Below are 14,650 nucleotides of genomic sequence, written 5' to 3'. Positions count from 1 at the left end.
GTGTAAATAATGGTTAAACCCACTTATGGAAAGCCTTAATATAACAAAGTCTGGGGAAGAAAAAACAATTTTCAAACCCAAACGTGGCCAAAGATTTTTGGCATTAGATGTATTAAGGGGTCTAACTGTTGCACTTATGGTGCTTGTAAACACCCCCGGAAGCTGGAGTACTATTTACGCTCCTTTTAAACATGCTGCCTGGCATGGATTCACGATTACAGATTTGGTTTTTCCCAGCTTTTTGTTCGTAGTGGGAAACGCCATGAGCTTTAGTATGCGCAAATTTGATACACAACCTGATTCTGTATTTCTAAAAAAGGTATTTAGAAGGACCATTAAAATTTTTGTTATAGGTCTTTTTCTAACTGCCTTTCCTTTTGTTTACAGGTCGGGTGGAGAGCTAGTTTTGAAAGATCTTTCCGAAATGCGTATCATGGGAGTCTTACAGCGTATTGCACTTTGTTACCTTTTTGGATCCCTCATTGTAAAATATTTTAAACTGAAAGGTTCCATAATTATAAGTGCCGGTATTCTATTGTTATATTGGTGGATCATGTACTATTTTGGGGATGTTGGGAACCCTTATTCCAAAGAAGGTAATGCAGCATTAAAATTTGACTTATTGATCTTTTCTCCTGAAAATCTATACAGTGGCTTTGGTTTACCATTCGATCCTGAAGGACTTTTAAGCACTTTGCCCGCTATAGTTAATGTTATTGCAGGTTATGTTGCCGGTATTTTCATCCAGAAATCTGGAAATAATTTTACCACAGTGTGGAAATTAGTAGCAGCCGGTATAGCTTTGGTTATTTTGGGAGAGGTATGGGACCTGGTGTTTCCAATTAATAAGCCAATCTGGACCAGCTCTTATGTGGTTCTTACCATTGGCTGGGGTCTTGTACTTATTGGATTCCTTATTTGGATTATTGAAGTGGTAAAGCTAAAATCCTGGACCTACTTCTTTGAAGTCTTTGGTAAAAACCCTTTATTCATTTTTGTGATGTCGGGGGTCTTTGTGATGCTTATGAGCGTCATCTGGATCAATGGCGCTTCCATGAAAGGCTGGATTTATAGTAACTTTTTCCTTAGCTGGCTGGGGGCATATAATGCATCGCTGCTTTTTGCCGTTTGTTATATGCTGCTCATGTGGCTTATGGGCTACTGGATGGATAAAAAACGTATTTATATCAAGGTGTAGTTTACGCACCTAAACTTTTTAAGATAGAACTTCAAAAATGTCAAAATTTCCCCCTTTTCTCTTAGTTGTAGCCTTTTTGTTCAACCTTTCTCTAGAGGCTCAAAACACTAAACCTCCATTCCTGAAATATACAAACAGCAAATGGGTAGATTCGGTGATGACAACGCTGTCACCAGATGAGCGCATTGCTCAACTTATCATGGTAGCTGCATATTCCAATCGGGGTGAAGACCATAAACAGGAAATTCTCAAGCTTATCAACGAACAAAAGGTTGGCGGACTCATATTTTTCCAGGGAGATCCCGAGAGTCAGGTGAAGCTGATGAATGAATATCAGGAAGCATCAAAAGTGCCACTTTTGGGAGCTATAGATGCCGAATGGGGCCTTGGTATGCGCCTGGACAGTACCATTAGCTATCCTTACCAAATGGCTTTGGGCGCGGTTCAGGAAGAAGACCTAATTTACGAGTTGGGCATCGAAGTGGGCAGGCAAATTAGAAGATCGGGGCTGCACCTCAATTTTGCACCTGTAGTAGACGTCAATAACAACCCTAATAATCCGGTAATTAATTATCGATCTTTTGGGGAAGATAAATACAATGTGGCGCGAAAGGCTACAGCTTATATGCAGGGGATGCAGGATGCAAAACTGCTCACCACAGCCAAGCATTTTCCGGGTCATGGAGATACTGATACCGATTCGCATTATGCCCTTCCACAAATTAACCACCCGGTGGTAAGACTTGATTCTTTAGAGCTGTATCCTTTCAAGGAGGTTATAAAAGCCGGTATTGGCGGGGTCATGGTGGCGCACCTAAATATTCCGGCGCTTGATTCTACGGGAGTTCCTTCCACTTTGTCCAAGCCTATCATTACCGGACTTTTAAAGGAAGAGCTGGGCTTTGAAGGCCTCATCGTTACCGATGCGATGAACATGAAAGGTGTGACCGAAGGTAATGAACCCGGAATTGTAGACAAAGATGCCATCCTTGCAGGGAATGATCTCCTTGAATTTACTGTTGAAGTTTCAAAAGCTATTTCCGAAATTCGGAAAGCCATAAACCAGGGGCTTATATCACAAAAAGAGATCGACTCCCGCGCAAGAAAGATTTTGTCAGTAAAACAATGGGTGGGGCTCAATAACTACAAGCCAGTAGAAGTAAAAAATATTTTAGAAGAGATAAACACACCAAAAGCAGTTTACCTTAAGCGAAAACTGGTAGAAGCTTCGCTAACTGTTCTTAAAAATACTAACAATGTCATCCCGGTACAGGAGCTGGAATCTTTGAGAATAGCTTCTGTTTCTTTTGGTACTATGGAAAGGACAAATTTCCAGGAAACCCTTGACCTTTATGCCGGAATTACACATTTTAATCTGCCGGCAGATGCTTCAGAATTAATGGTGCAAACCCTGAAGGACCAGCTTCAGAATTACGATTTGGTAATTTCAGGAATTCACGACTTCAGCAAATTTCCGAGGAATAACCTGCGACTTAATGAAGATGTGTTGCAACTCATAAAAGAACTGGCATCTAAAGACAACTCGATTTTTACCTTTTTTAAGAACCCGTACGTGCTCAATAAAATTGACGGAATTGAAGATGCTGCAGGCCTGGTGGTTGCTTATCAGGATAGCGAAGAAACCCAGGAGGTGGCGGCACAGCTCATCTTTGGCGGGATTGGTGCTAACGGAAAGCTTCCGGTGAGTGTGGGAGAGAAATTCAAAGCCGGAGACGGCCTGGAGGTAGAAGGAGGTATCCGGTTTAGTTATACCCTGCCCGAAGCTGCAGGAATGGATTCTGAAATCCTGCGCACCCGTATAGATTCGCTCATGAACCTGGCCATGGAGATGAAAGCAACTCCCGGAGCACAAATTCTTGTAGCAAGAGATCAAAAGGTTGTATTTCACAAGGCTTATGGCAGCCATACTTATTCTGATACAGTTACCGTAAAAAAAGATGATGTTTACGATCTCGCTTCTGTGACAAAGATTTCAACTTCAATGGCAGCGTTGATGGAATTGTATGAGCAGGGAAAATTCAAATTGGATGGCACCCTGGCCGATCATCTTCCATCTTTCCGAAGATCTAATAAGGCAGATATTCCGTTTTATGACATCTTAACGCACCAGGCGAGATTTCAACCCTGGATCCCTTTTTGGAAAGATACTTTTAGAAAGAATGGCAGTTACAAGAGAAAGACCTTTAAAAAAACACCTTCTGAAGATTATCCCATAAAAATTAAGGATGGGATGTACCTGCATAAAGATTATCCCCATAAGATTGTAAAGGCGATAAGAAACTCTCCTTTGCGTGAAAAGAAAGAGTATGTGTATTCAGATTTCTTTTTCATCCTTGTGCCACGAGTGGTGGAAAGTCGAACCGATTTGTCTTTTACCGATTTTCTTCAGCAGAACTTTTACAAGCCTTTAGGTGCCACTACGGTAGGATTTAATCCGCAGTTGCCACTTTACAGGATTGTACCTACAGAAAATGACTTTTTGTTCAGGCAACAACCTATCCATGGTACGGTTCACGATGAAGGTGCCATAATGCTGGGGGGAGTTTCTGGCCACGCCGGATTGTTTGCTAATTCCAACGACCTTGCAAAGCTGTTACAGATGTACCTTAATGGCGGGAATTATGGTGGTACACAATATTTGGAGGAGCAAACGCTTCATAAATTTACAGAAACCACCTTTCCTAATACAGATAATCACCGCGCCCTGGGTTTTGATAAGCCACATTACAACGAGCAGGGAGAGAGCAGGAACACTGCGCAGGATGCATCGGCAGCCAGCTTTGGCCATACCGGTTTTACAGGTATAATGGTGTGGATGGATCCTGAAGTAGATTTACTGTATATATTTCTTTCTAACCGTGTGCATCCTACCCGCGATAATCATAGATTATACAGCCTAAATACCCGTACAGAAATCCATCAGGTGCTTTATGATGCCATCAAAAAATAGCTATTTTTGAGACCTGTAATTTCTTAATATGTAAGATTGTACAAAATACTGAACTGCCTTACCGATCTTTTCTCCTGGGCGAGACTTAAAGCATTCTTTTTTATTTTGCTTTTCCTGTTTATAGGTGAGGTGATAAGTTATCTTTTTGCCCTGCCTGTGGGGGGGAATATTATAGGTATGGTATTGCTTTTTGTGGCTCTTAAATACAAATGGGTACCGTTGAGGGCAATAAAACCGGCAGCAGATAAACTCATAGAGTTTCTGGTGGTATTTTTTATTCCTTACGGGGTGGGTTTGATGGTCTATTTTGATCTGATAAAATCATACTGGCTGCCGCTTTCAATTGCTGTAATTGCCAGTACCCTGCTCACTTTATACGTTACAGCTATAATTCTTCAAAAATCGGGAAAATGAACTTCTCTTTTCTGTGGGCTATTTTTGGCATCGGGATAACCCTGGTTTTTTATGCTTTAGCCGGAAGAATAAAGAGATTTAAAATAGCATTTTTGAATCCTGTTCTTCTTGCTATTGTAGGAGTAATAGTATTCCTGAAGGTTTTCGATATTCCTTTTGAGGCTTATAATAAGGGAGGAAAAATTCTGACTTATTTTCTGGGTCCGGCAGTAGTTGCTTTAGGTGCTTTTTTTTACGAGAAGTATGAAGAGCTGCGTAAGGATCTCAGGTTGCTTACCATTGCTGTGGTCATTGGAGGAATTTGCGGTGTAGTGAGTATTGTCGTCTTTCTGCTTCTCCTTGAAATGCCGATGTTTTTGATCCAGTCATTGGCATCCAAATCTGTTACCACGCCCATTGCTGTTGAAATCACCAAAAACGTGGGAGGAATCCCCGATATTACAGCAGGAATCGTAATAGCGGTAGGAGTTTTTGGAAACGTTTTTGGTCTGTACTTTTTAAACAAGATGGGTATTACCAATCAAAGGGCAATAGGTGCGGCGCTTGGCACGGCAGCTCACGGAATAGGAACTGCCCGGGCGATTGAGGAAGGAAAAATCCCAGGTGTATATAGCGGAATTGCCATGTGTCTCAATGGTATTGTGACAGCTGTAGTCACCCCTGTTATCTTACACTTCCTGCTTTAGGTAGCCTTAAATTCTTTAGAGCTTCTAATAGTGATATTTTAATTTTTCCGGGGGCACAACAAATTGAGTCAAGAGAAGTTAGCACATGCAACAGCAGCAGCAAAAATATTTTGTTCTTAGCGCATATATGCTATATTTGTTTGATTTTGTTACCTTTATCAAGCACTAACCACCAAATTGCATGACCAAATTATACAGCCTCCCACTGTGCCTGTTCTTATTTTTCTGTTATTTTTCGGCTTTAAGCCAACATTCTGTTGAAGGTCGTACTCTCGATGCTTCGGGAGAGCCTGTTGCTTTTGCTAACGTGATATTGTTGAATGCCCAAGACTCTACAACTGTATACCGCGGAGCCGTCTCTTCAGAAGATGGAAGCTTCTCACTTAAATCTGTAGCCGAAGATAATTACCTGCTTAAAATAAGTTTTGTTGGATTTGAAGACCTGTTACAACGTATTGAGGTCACGGGTAATAAACAATTGGGCGACATTACCCTGAAGGAGAACACCGCTACTCTTAACGAAGTCTCCATAAATTATAAAAACCCTTCAGTAAAAAGGGAAGTTGACCGCCTGATTTTTAGCGTGGAGAACACTACGCTTTCAACAGGTAGTTCCTGGGATATTCTAAAAAAGACTCCCGGGGTGATCCTCTCAGGTAATTCTCTTATGGTGAGAAATCAGAGCGTACAGGTTTATATCAACGACCGAAAGGTGCAACTAACAGCTTCCGAATTACAAACCCTGCTCGAAAATTATTCAGCAGAAAATATCAAATCTATTGAGGTGATCACCACACCACCATCTCGATATGATGCCGAAGGAGGGGCTATTCTTAACATTGTCACCACCAAAAGTATTGCACCGGGTTATAAGGGAAATATTAATGGTGCATGGACGCAGGCGATCTATCCTAAATTCCAGGTGGGAACCAGTCACTATTATAAAACTGATAAACTCAATCTCTTCGGAAATTATACCAACTCTACCCGAAAGGAATATAAAGAGGACGATAGCTACATCAACTTTCGCGATGGAGCCGACAATATCGTAAACCGCTGGGAAACTAATTTTGATCGCACTACGCAGTCAAATGCTCATAATGCGAACATACTGCTCGACTATAATTTTGATGATAACAACATTCTTAATTTCTCTTCCAGTCTTACGTATTCACCCAATGAAACATTTAATAACAATGTCTTTACCAGGGTCTATGAGATGAATGAGGAAGTGGAAAACCTCATTACCAAAAGTGAACTTGAGGAAGACGTTTCTAACGTGGCGTTTGATCTTGAATTTAAACATTTACTGGACAAACCCGGTGCCCAGGTTTCGGCGAAGGCACATTATACCCGTTATGATCACGACAGGGAGCAGGGAATAAATACCAGTATTGTAGATCTTGATGCTACTACTTCCAATTACGCTTTTACTACTGAAGCCCAACAGGGAATCGAGATTTTTACCGGTCAGCTGGATTTTATCACGCCCATAGGCAGTACAAGCTTTGAAAGCGGAATTAAAGCTTCCGTTATTACTTCTGAAAGTGGGATAGATTACTTCCGTATGGCTCCCCATTCCAGTACTTATATATTTGACGAAGATCAGTCCGATAATTTTCTCTACGATGAAAATATTTATGCAGCATATTTCTCCCTTGCCAAAGACTGGGAGAAATGGAGCATCAAAGGTGGTTTAAGAGGGGAATACACAGATCGTACTGGAGATTCGAGATCAATGGAGCAGATTGATACCCGGGAGTATTTTGAATTGTTCCCCACGTTTTACCTGCAGCACAGCTTTAATGATAATCACAGCCTTACTTTTGACTACAGCCGAAGGATTCAGCGGCCCAGGTACGAAAGCCTGAACCCGTTTAGATACTATCTTACAGATTTTGATTATAACTCGGGTAATCCAAACCTGGAGGCCTCAATTAGTAATAACTTTACCCTTAGCTATGCCCTCAAAAATGAGTATTTCTTCGATCTTTATTATAGAGACAGTGGCGAAACTCCACAAACGCTCAGCTTTCAGGACAATGAGCAAATGCTTATTCGCAGGGTGAGTATGAATTTGCTGGAGAGTAAATCTCTAGGAATTGACATTACTCACGGGCGTTCTATTGCTAATTGGTGGTATGCATACGCTTACGTGTCTCTCTTTAACGAGGAACGTACTTTTGTAGCTATTGAAAGCGGTGATGTGCCTGTGACTTTAGAGATAGATGGTTTCTACGGAAGCCTCTACAACAATATCATTATTTCTAAAGCCGGTACGCTTACAGGAGAATTAAGCCTCACTTATGTGTCCGATTGGCTTAGCGGTTCCTATAAAATGGATCCCATGACCACGCTTTCCCTTGGTCTTCGCAAAACCCTGTGGAATAATCGCGCTGAGGTTAGCGTAAATGTAGAAGACCTGCTTGATGAGACCAATACCTGGCTTAAATCACGATATCTCAACCAGGACAACGGCTACTATCCAAGACCCGAAACCCGGTACGTGCGTGTAGGATTCAAGTATAACTTCGGAAACTTCAGGCTTAGCGACAACCAGAGAGCTATTGAAGCGGCAGAGCGAGACAGGATCTAAAAAATTTATATTGTAGAAGGTATATTGTACAATGTGCTGGTGACCCGGATGAATTTTATAGCCATTATCAGGAAAGTCTTTTTCTGCGGAAATCTGCGATATCAGCGGGAAACGGTTGAAATACGATTTTAGAAAGACGAAGTTAGAAGTGTTTTGAAAAAGATAAATCCAGGCACCAAACTCCAATCAGATTTATATTTAAAAAGGAAAAGGACTAATGGGTGATTTTCTTCCTGGTCCGGATCATAGCTTTATGATTTTTGTTTAAAAAATTCAACTTCTACCATCTACCGACTAAAGGCTAACGACTAAATAAATTTCATTATTTTTGCAGCCTGAAAAACAGTTGTTTTGGCGAAAATAGGAAACATAGATGTAGGAGAATTTCCATTGTTGTTAGCACCAATGGAAGATGTGAGCGATCCGCCGTTTCGGGCATTGTGCAAGGAACAGGGCGCCGATGTGGTGTATACCGAATTCATTTCTTCGGAAGGGCTTATTCGGGATGCCGCAAAGAGCGTTATGAAGCTTGATATTTACGAAAAAGAAAGGCCGGTGGGCATCCAGATCTTTGGAGCCAACCTGGAATCCATGTTACAATCGGTAGAAATTGTTGAGAAATCAGGTCCCGATATTATCGATATCAACTTTGGTTGCCCTGTCAAAAAGGTGGTTTCCAAAGGTGCCGGTGCAGGGATCCTAAAAGATATTCCGCTCATGGTTTCCCTTACCGATGCTATGGTAAAACACACCAACCTACCCATAACAGTAAAGACCAGGCTCGGCTGGGACGCCGATTCCATAAAGATTGTTGAGGTAGCCGAAAGGCTGCAGGATGTGGGCGCAAGTGCGATCTCTATTCACGGGCGCACCCGCGTGCAAATGTACAAGGGAGAGGCTAACTGGGCGCCTATTGCCGAGGTAAAGAACAATCCGCGGATGCATATTCCCATTTTTGGCAACGGCGACGTAGACACGCCTGAAAGAGCTGTAGAGATGCGCGACAAATATGGTCTTGACGGGGCAATGATTGGCCGTGCGAGTATTGGCTACCCGTGGTTCTTTAAGGAAGTAAAACATTTCTTCAAAACCGGGGAACACCTTGCGCCTCCTACCATGGAAGAGCGCCTTGACGCTGCCCGTCGCCACCTGCAAATGGCTATTGACTGGAAGGGCGAGAAGCTGGGCGTTTTTGAAACCAGAAGACACTATACCAATTACTTTAAAGGAATTCCGCACTTCAAGGATTACCGCCAAAAGATGGTGACCAGCGATGATGTCGCCGATGTATTTGCTGCCTTCGATGAAGTGGAAAAAGAATTCTCCGGGTACCAGTTCGTGTAACTTCAGCTGTTACTAAGGTGTCAAAAATGGCATTTTCAGAAGGTCTTTCTGGCGGAAGTACAGGTGTCTAATGTCAAACTAAAACTGAGGTAACCTCTTATTTTTTAGTTTCCATCTCTATGCGCCCAGAGCTTTTTTGCTTCGGCTTGCCGCAATATAAGAAGCCATGGTACCTAACGCAGTAATGGTGAGCATCACTACCACTATATTTTGCCACGTGATGGCTACAGGATAAGGCAGGGTGGGAGTGATCATCACCAGGTCGTACTGTAGTTGTAAAAAGACCACCGCAATAGAGAAAAGCAGGCCCAGGCTACCTCCCAAAAGTGTCATAAATACGCCCTGGGTAAAGAAGATATTCTTGATTTGTCCCGGCGTGGCCCCAAGACTGTACAAGGTTTTTATGTTCTGCCTTTTGTCTAAAATCACCATGATAATAGAACCCACCACGTTAAATAGCGCAATGATCAAAACAAGGGTAAAAATGAGATATACGGCCAGGTTTTCGGTATTCAGCATTTTGTAGAGGGCGTCGTTGAGTTGCGCCCTGTTCTTAATTTCAACATCATCATTAAGAACTGCCTGTACAGCCTTTTTTACAGTTTCGGGATTGGCATTGGGGGTTAGTTTAAGTTCGAGTCCGGTGATCTCGTCAGGTTTCAGGTCAAGCAGCTCTCTCGCCAGGCCAATAGAAGCAAAGACATATTTACCATCCAGTTCTTCGTTGATGCTGTAAATACCCGATACTACAGCTCGTTTGGAATTAAAGGCCGTGGTAGGATCAAGTACCTGCCCTTTGCCCGGGCGTGGCACCATGATCTCCAGCAGGCTCATATAATCAAAGGTACCAAGGTTGAGCTCGTGAGAAATGGTATTACCAATCACCACCTGGGCTTCTTCAGGATGAAACCAGCCTCCCATACCTACGGCACTGTCCAGTTTGTTCACCTTCAGGAAATTCTCATCTACGCCTTTGATGTAGGCTGTCTTATTCTTCGACTTAAAATCAAGGAATACCCTTTCTTCAATTACTTCTGAAAAAGTGGAAATTCCGCTGATATTTTCCAGCTCCTTTTTTTCTTCCGAAGAAAAATTAAATGTTTTTCCCGTTGCCGCAAGTACCTTGAGATCGGGGTCGTATTCGTTAGAAAAGGAAAGGCTGAAGTCTTTGAGCCCCGTAAAGCCCGAAAGTACGATAAAGAGGGCAAAAGCCCCTGCAAAAACCCCTATAGCCGCAATGAGGGTAATAATGTTGATGGCATTGTTGCTGCTTTTTGAGAACAAGTACCTGCGGGCTATGTAAAAGGGAAACTTCAAGCGCTATGATTTTTTTCGCTTCGAAAGCAAATCGGGCTGTTCAATAGGGTTGTTCTCGCCTTTTATCGATTTTTCGATGTTCTCAATATAATCGAGGGAATCATCAATAAAGAATTCGAGGTTGGGCATACGTCGCAGCTGATTCTTTGTGCGCAGCGCCAGTTCGTGCTTAAGTTTTGGCTTTAGCAGGTTGAGTTCCTTCAAGATATCCTGCGCATTCTTTGCCGGGAATATGCTCAGGTAAGCCTTTGCCTGCGAAAGATCTGTGGTGACCTTCACCTTCGAAACAGAGATTAAAATTCCTGTTCTTCCCGCATCCCTCAAGTGAGACTGCAGCACATCGGCAAGATCCTGCTGTAATACGCCTCCTATTTTTTTCTGTCTGTTCGTTTCCATGGCACAAAAATAGCACATTTAGTGCTCAAATCTTAAAATCTGCGTTAATAGCTTTAGGTTTTTGCTCCTAACCGCTCCCTACTTTTTATATTTAAAACTCAAAACTTCCGGAGCGACTCATGTAGCTTCGGAAATTTACTTTTAAAAACTATTGAAACTGAAAAATGAAAAAGATTGAACACATAGGAATAGCAGTAAAAGACCTGCAGGCCGCCAATGAACTTTACGCTAAACTGCTGCAGACTGAAAGCTACAAAACCGAAAAAGTGAAGAGTGAAGGGGTGGAAACTTCTTTTTTCAAGACTGGAGAGAGTAAAATTGAACTGCTGGCCGCAACTACCGAAGACAGTGCGGTGGCAAAATTCATCGCTAAGAGAGGCGAAGGTATTCATCACATCGCTTTTGAGGTAGACGATATCAAGGCTGAAATGAAACGCCTCAAAGCAGAAGGTTTTGAGCTCATTTCCAAACGCCCAAAGAAAGGTGCCGACAATAAGCTGGTGGCTTTTTTGCATCCAAAATCGGCTAACGGTGTGCTGGTTGAGTTGTGCGAAGAGATCAAAGATGGAGAAGAGTACATTCCCATTGGAGATGAGGTGTGGGAGGATTTGTAAATTCCTGAAAATATCTTTTTGAAATGCTTGTTAAGTATTGAACAAATATCTAAATTTGCGCCCTCATAACACCAATGAGCCGGTCCTATAGCTCAGCTGGTTAGAGCACCTGACTCATAATCAGGTGGTCCCTGGTTCGAGCCCAGGTGGGACCACGCTAGTAAAGACAAGGCCTCCGATAAATCGGAGGCTTTTCTGTTTTTGCTTAGGTACAACATAGGTACAACACCCCGCCGGATTTCTATGAAGCTCTTGTTTTCGTCAAAATTTTGTTATACTTAAAAATAATTCCGTTAGTTTTGCTGAAGTTTTCTATATTGTATACATATTTATAGCTTTGACCCTAATGGTTGAATTTTTCCCTACAAATTTGACCAGTGTAAAATCCTTTAGGAAGTGATTTACAAAAATTCATCAAATACCAAGTAGAATGTATTTAGCTCAGACTTCTAATACTATTGAAATTCAGGCTCCCTTTTATGTTGATTTAATTGAGAATATTATTTCTAACGGAAATGAGCATGAAAAGAATAGCATTGATTCTGCTATTAAACAGGCAAAAAAAGTAGCATCTGATGAAATGGATGTCTTTGCTATTGATAACAAATATTATTACTTCATTACCACTCTTCTTGAGAAGTATAATAAAGAACTCTTGACTTTAGATGTAGATCATATAAATTCTAAAACCTATAAGGATATATTGAATATCTTAAAATAGGTTGAATGAATTATAAGACTATTGAGTTACAGCTTTTGCAGCTGGAAGAAGCTTTTTCCAAAAGCAGGAGTAATATTTATTCCGATACAAAGAAGGAAAGTCATTTTGCAGAGCTTTATGAATTATTTTGGGCTATTAAAGATAGTGACTATAAAAAGTTTGATTTACCTAAGATCCAGGACCACAAAAACCTTTTAGATTATATCTTTAAAGGGTTAGAATATCTTGATAATAGTACTTTAAACGTTATACCCTACGAAATTGTCTCCTGTTTAGAATATGCTCTTGAAGATTGGATAGAAAACACCCATTTTATAATTGTTACTTCTCTTTCAAATAAAAATCTTGATTTTTACCTTGAATCTAATGATAATGAAGAATTCTTTAATCTAATCAACACTTACATATATAATCTATATTCTTTAAAATTAACTCATCGTTTAATTAAAATAAGTTTACCTAAGATACTATCTCGAGACTATTTGTCGTGTGTGGTACTATATCATGAACTTGGACATTTTGTGGACCATGAGTTGAATATCTCAAACAAATTGCTTCTTAAAAAGTACAAGACAATTCAACCTCAGAACGCTGAGCAGAGCAAATATCTAAACCATAAGAAAGAATTTTTTGCTGATTTGTTTGCTGCACAATATATCAACGATTCCTCAAATCTTTTTTTAAATCATATTGCTTATAAAGCCCCAGATTACCATACCCATCCAGCGACAGACTCCAGAATCTCTATAGTAGAGCAATTTCTAAAAAATCAGAATTGTCCAGAAGTTAACGACATAAGAGAGGTACTCAATTCTTTAAGCCTTCCGGAACTTAAGATTAGACATTTAGTCGCTAAACAAAAGAGTTCACAACTAAAAGATTTGATTCCTCAGGAGTTCAAGAATAGAGCGGAATTACATTATATTTTTAAGCTTGGGTGGGATTTTTGGAATGATTCAGAATCAAATTTTCTTAAGTCTTTCAGTCCGCGGCAGAAATACCATATTATAAATAATTTGATTGAAAAATCAATCTCCAATTTTTCAATCGTGGAACGCTGGAATAGTAACTAAATAAAAAAGAAAGTGTGAAAACGGGATTACTGACTTCGAGCGATATTAAGAAATTGATTTCTGACAGAAAATTAACTATTGTCCCTTTGCTGGAATCTGATCAGATAGGCGGAATTAGTGTTGATCTGCGAATAGGCATAGACTTCCTTTCTCAACACCAGGGACGAGAACCCTTTATTGACACAACAAATGATAATATCACTAATAGACCTATAAAAAGTCATTTTACAGAAACAAGAAGAAAGTTAGGTGAGAATTTTCTCTTGCACCCTTCTCAACCTGTTCTTTTTTCAACGTTGGAATATATTAAATTACCTAATGATGTTTTTGTAGACTTGTCTTTGAGAAGCTCCTATAATAGATTGGGACTGAATATTTCTGCTATTGTTCAACCTGGATATTGTGGATGTATTTCAGTAGAAGTTGTCAATTCTGGCAATACTCCTATTAGAATTATGTCAGGGGCTCGTTTTCTTCAAGCACGTTTCTATAAGCTCCACAAATCGGTTGACTATTTCAACATTAAAAGAAAATACACTTGTCAGGTCAGACCAGTTGCTTCTAAAGCCAATGAAGACGAGGATCTAAAGAAAATATCAAGTCTTTTTAACTTCTAACTTCTTCATCACCTTAAGTATTTCGTTAGCTAGAGGCGCTATCTTTCCAAGTTTCCGCTAATAAACTATCCTTGCCTAATTATATTAATTCGAGTTCCCTACGTTCCAAAAGTGTAAATATTTCCCTGTTGAAGAATTGTCAGCACATTTATCAGTTTAAAACACAATCCATAAGTTTATAATCGTATGATCGTTAAAGTTTCTTTTAGCAAGATCTAATTTCTTTCTTCTCAATTAGTTTGTTCCATAAATCAATTTTTGCTCATTATGGAAGAAAACAAAAAGATTGAGGATCTCTTAGTAGATATTAAGGGCCTCCTGGGAACCAACAAAAAAGTAATGAATGTGGAAGATCTGGCGCAGTATACCGGTCTTTCAAAAAGCAAGATTTATAAGCTTACCCATTTGAAGCTTATTCCTGCCGGCAATAACCCAAATATTCGCCAGAAATTTTTTGATAAAGACAAGATTGATGCCTGGTTGTTGGGGGAACCACACCTTTCCGATGAATTTCTTGAGCACCAATTCAACAAAAGCTTGTTGAAAAACCGGAAGTAGCCTCCCGGCTTATACTAATCCTAAGGTATAATAAGATGAAAAAGATACCCTATATCCGAGTAGGTACCTGTTGGCTATTTCGGTTCGAATTGTGCCAGTGATTTCGGTCGGTTAGTGCCAGGTATTTCGGTTTGAATTGTGCCAC

The 14,650-nt window shown here is 40.5% G+C and carries 13 protein-coding genes and 1 tRNA gene; 12 read left to right on the top strand and 2 right to left on the bottom strand.

Going from position 1 to position 14,650, the window contains the following annotated elements:
* Positions 1–25 precede the first annotated feature (25 nt).
* The 6 genes from V5739_RS07295 (at position 26) to dusB (ending at position 9,209) form a co-directional block, all read left to right on the top strand.
* Complete coding sequence (locus tag V5739_RS07295) at positions 26–1,198, top strand: acyltransferase family protein (protein ID WP_423820219.1); 1,173 nt, start codon at positions 26–28, stop codon at positions 1,196–1,198.
* A 37-nt stretch (positions 1,199–1,235) separates the two neighbouring features.
* Positions 1,236–4,169 (top strand): glycoside hydrolase family 3 N-terminal domain-containing protein, encoded by a 2,934-nt coding sequence (locus V5739_RS07290; protein WP_423820218.1) that lies wholly within the window; start codon positions 1,236–1,238, stop codon positions 4,167–4,169.
* Positions 4,170–4,205: 36 nt separating this feature from the next.
* A complete protein-coding gene (locus V5739_RS07285) occupies positions 4,206–4,583 on the top strand; it encodes a CidA/LrgA family protein (protein WP_423820217.1) in 378 nt (125 codons plus the stop codon).
* Positions 4,580–5,269, top strand: a complete 690-nt coding sequence (locus V5739_RS07280) for an LrgB family protein (RefSeq protein WP_423820216.1) — start codon at positions 4,580–4,582, stop codon at positions 5,267–5,269. Before V5739_RS07285 ends, V5739_RS07280 begins: the two co-directional genes overlap by 4 nt.
* Before the next feature lie 181 nt (positions 5,270–5,450).
* Entirely contained in the window at positions 5,451–7,865 is a 2,415-nt protein-coding gene (locus V5739_RS07275; protein WP_423820215.1) for an outer membrane beta-barrel protein, read from the top strand.
* A 351-nt stretch (positions 7,866–8,216) separates the two neighbouring features.
* Positions 8,217–9,209 carry a tRNA dihydrouridine synthase DusB gene (gene dusB, locus V5739_RS07270; protein ID WP_423820214.1) on the top strand — a complete coding sequence of 331 codons (993 nt, stop codon included), beginning with the start codon at positions 8,217–8,219 and terminating at the stop codon, positions 9,207–9,209.
* A gap of 117 nt (positions 9,210–9,326) precedes the next feature.
* Here dusB and V5739_RS07265 read toward each other — a convergent pair whose 3' ends face one another.
* A complete protein-coding gene (locus V5739_RS07265; RefSeq protein WP_423820213.1) occupies positions 9,327–10,526 on the bottom strand; it encodes an ABC transporter permease in 1,200 nt (399 codons plus the stop codon).
* A gap of 3 nt (positions 10,527–10,529) precedes the next feature.
* Positions 10,530–10,922 carry a 30S ribosome-binding factor RbfA gene (gene rbfA / locus V5739_RS07260; protein WP_266069836.1) on the bottom strand — a complete coding sequence of 131 codons (393 nt, stop codon included), beginning with the start codon at positions 10,920–10,922 and terminating at the stop codon, positions 10,530–10,532.
* Positions 10,923–11,086: 164 nt separating this feature from the next.
* On the opposite strand from rbfA, the gene mce reads away from it, so the two are divergent.
* The 6 genes from mce to V5739_RS07230 all read left to right on the top strand — a co-directional run bounded on the left by mce (position 11,087) and on the right by V5739_RS07230 (position 14,505).
* Entirely contained in the window at positions 11,087–11,536 is a 450-nt protein-coding gene (gene mce, locus V5739_RS07255; protein ID WP_423820212.1) for a methylmalonyl-CoA epimerase, read from the top strand.
* 81 nt (positions 11,537–11,617) lie between these two features.
* A tRNA-Ile gene (locus V5739_RS07250) sits at positions 11,618–11,691 on the top strand.
* 275 nt (positions 11,692–11,966) lie between these two features.
* Positions 11,967–12,257 carry a hypothetical protein gene (locus tag V5739_RS07245; RefSeq protein WP_423820211.1) on the top strand — a complete coding sequence of 97 codons (291 nt, stop codon included), beginning with the start codon at positions 11,967–11,969 and terminating at the stop codon, positions 12,255–12,257.
* Between the two features lie 5 nt (positions 12,258–12,262).
* Entirely contained in the window at positions 12,263–13,330 is a 1,068-nt protein-coding gene (locus V5739_RS07240) for a hypothetical protein (RefSeq protein ID WP_423820210.1), read from the top strand.
* A gap of 14 nt (positions 13,331–13,344) precedes the next feature.
* On the top strand, positions 13,345–13,947 hold the full coding sequence (gene dcd / locus V5739_RS07235) for a dCTP deaminase (RefSeq protein ID WP_423820209.1): 603 nt from the start codon (positions 13,345–13,347) through the stop codon (positions 13,945–13,947).
* Between the two features lie 267 nt (positions 13,948–14,214).
* On the top strand, positions 14,215–14,505 hold the full coding sequence (locus V5739_RS07230; protein WP_423820208.1) for a helix-turn-helix transcriptional regulator: 291 nt from the start codon (positions 14,215–14,217) through the stop codon (positions 14,503–14,505).
* Positions 14,506–14,650: the final 145 nt, after the last annotated feature.

Origin of the sequence: Salinimicrobium sp. TIG7-5_MAKvit (assembly GCF_049569215.1) — a bacterium.
GTDB lineage: Bacteria > Bacteroidota > Bacteroidia > Flavobacteriales > Flavobacteriaceae > Salinimicrobium > Salinimicrobium profundisediminis.
This window is presented reverse-complemented; position numbering and strand designations above follow the sequence as displayed.

Excerpts from the sequence above, each read along its gene's own strand:
- V5739_RS07295 (WP_423820219.1), top strand. The coding sequence starts at position 26 with ATGGAAAGCCTTAATATAACAAAGTCTGGGGAAGAAAAAACAATTTTC.
- V5739_RS07290 (WP_423820218.1), top strand. The coding sequence starts at position 1,236 with ATGTCAAAATTTCCCCCTTTTCTCTTAGTTGTAGCCTTTTTGTTCAAC.
- V5739_RS07280 (WP_423820216.1), top strand. The coding sequence starts at position 4,580 with ATGAACTTCTCTTTTCTGTGGGCTATTTTTGGCATCGGGATAACCCTG.
- V5739_RS07275 (WP_423820215.1), top strand. The coding sequence starts at position 5,451 with ATGACCAAATTATACAGCCTCCCACTGTGCCTGTTCTTATTTTTCTGT.
- rbfA (WP_266069836.1), bottom strand. The coding sequence starts at position 10,922 with ATGGAAACGAACAGACAGAAAAAAATAGGAGGCGTATTACAGCAGGAT.
- mce (WP_423820212.1), top strand. The coding sequence starts at position 11,087 with ATGAAAAAGATTGAACACATAGGAATAGCAGTAAAAGACCTGCAGGCC.
- V5739_RS07245 (WP_423820211.1), top strand. The coding sequence starts at position 11,967 with ATGTATTTAGCTCAGACTTCTAATACTATTGAAATTCAGGCTCCCTTT.
- V5739_RS07240 (WP_423820210.1), top strand. The coding sequence starts at position 12,263 with ATGAATTATAAGACTATTGAGTTACAGCTTTTGCAGCTGGAAGAAGCT.
- V5739_RS07230 (WP_423820208.1), top strand. The coding sequence starts at position 14,215 with ATGGAAGAAAACAAAAAGATTGAGGATCTCTTAGTAGATATTAAGGGC.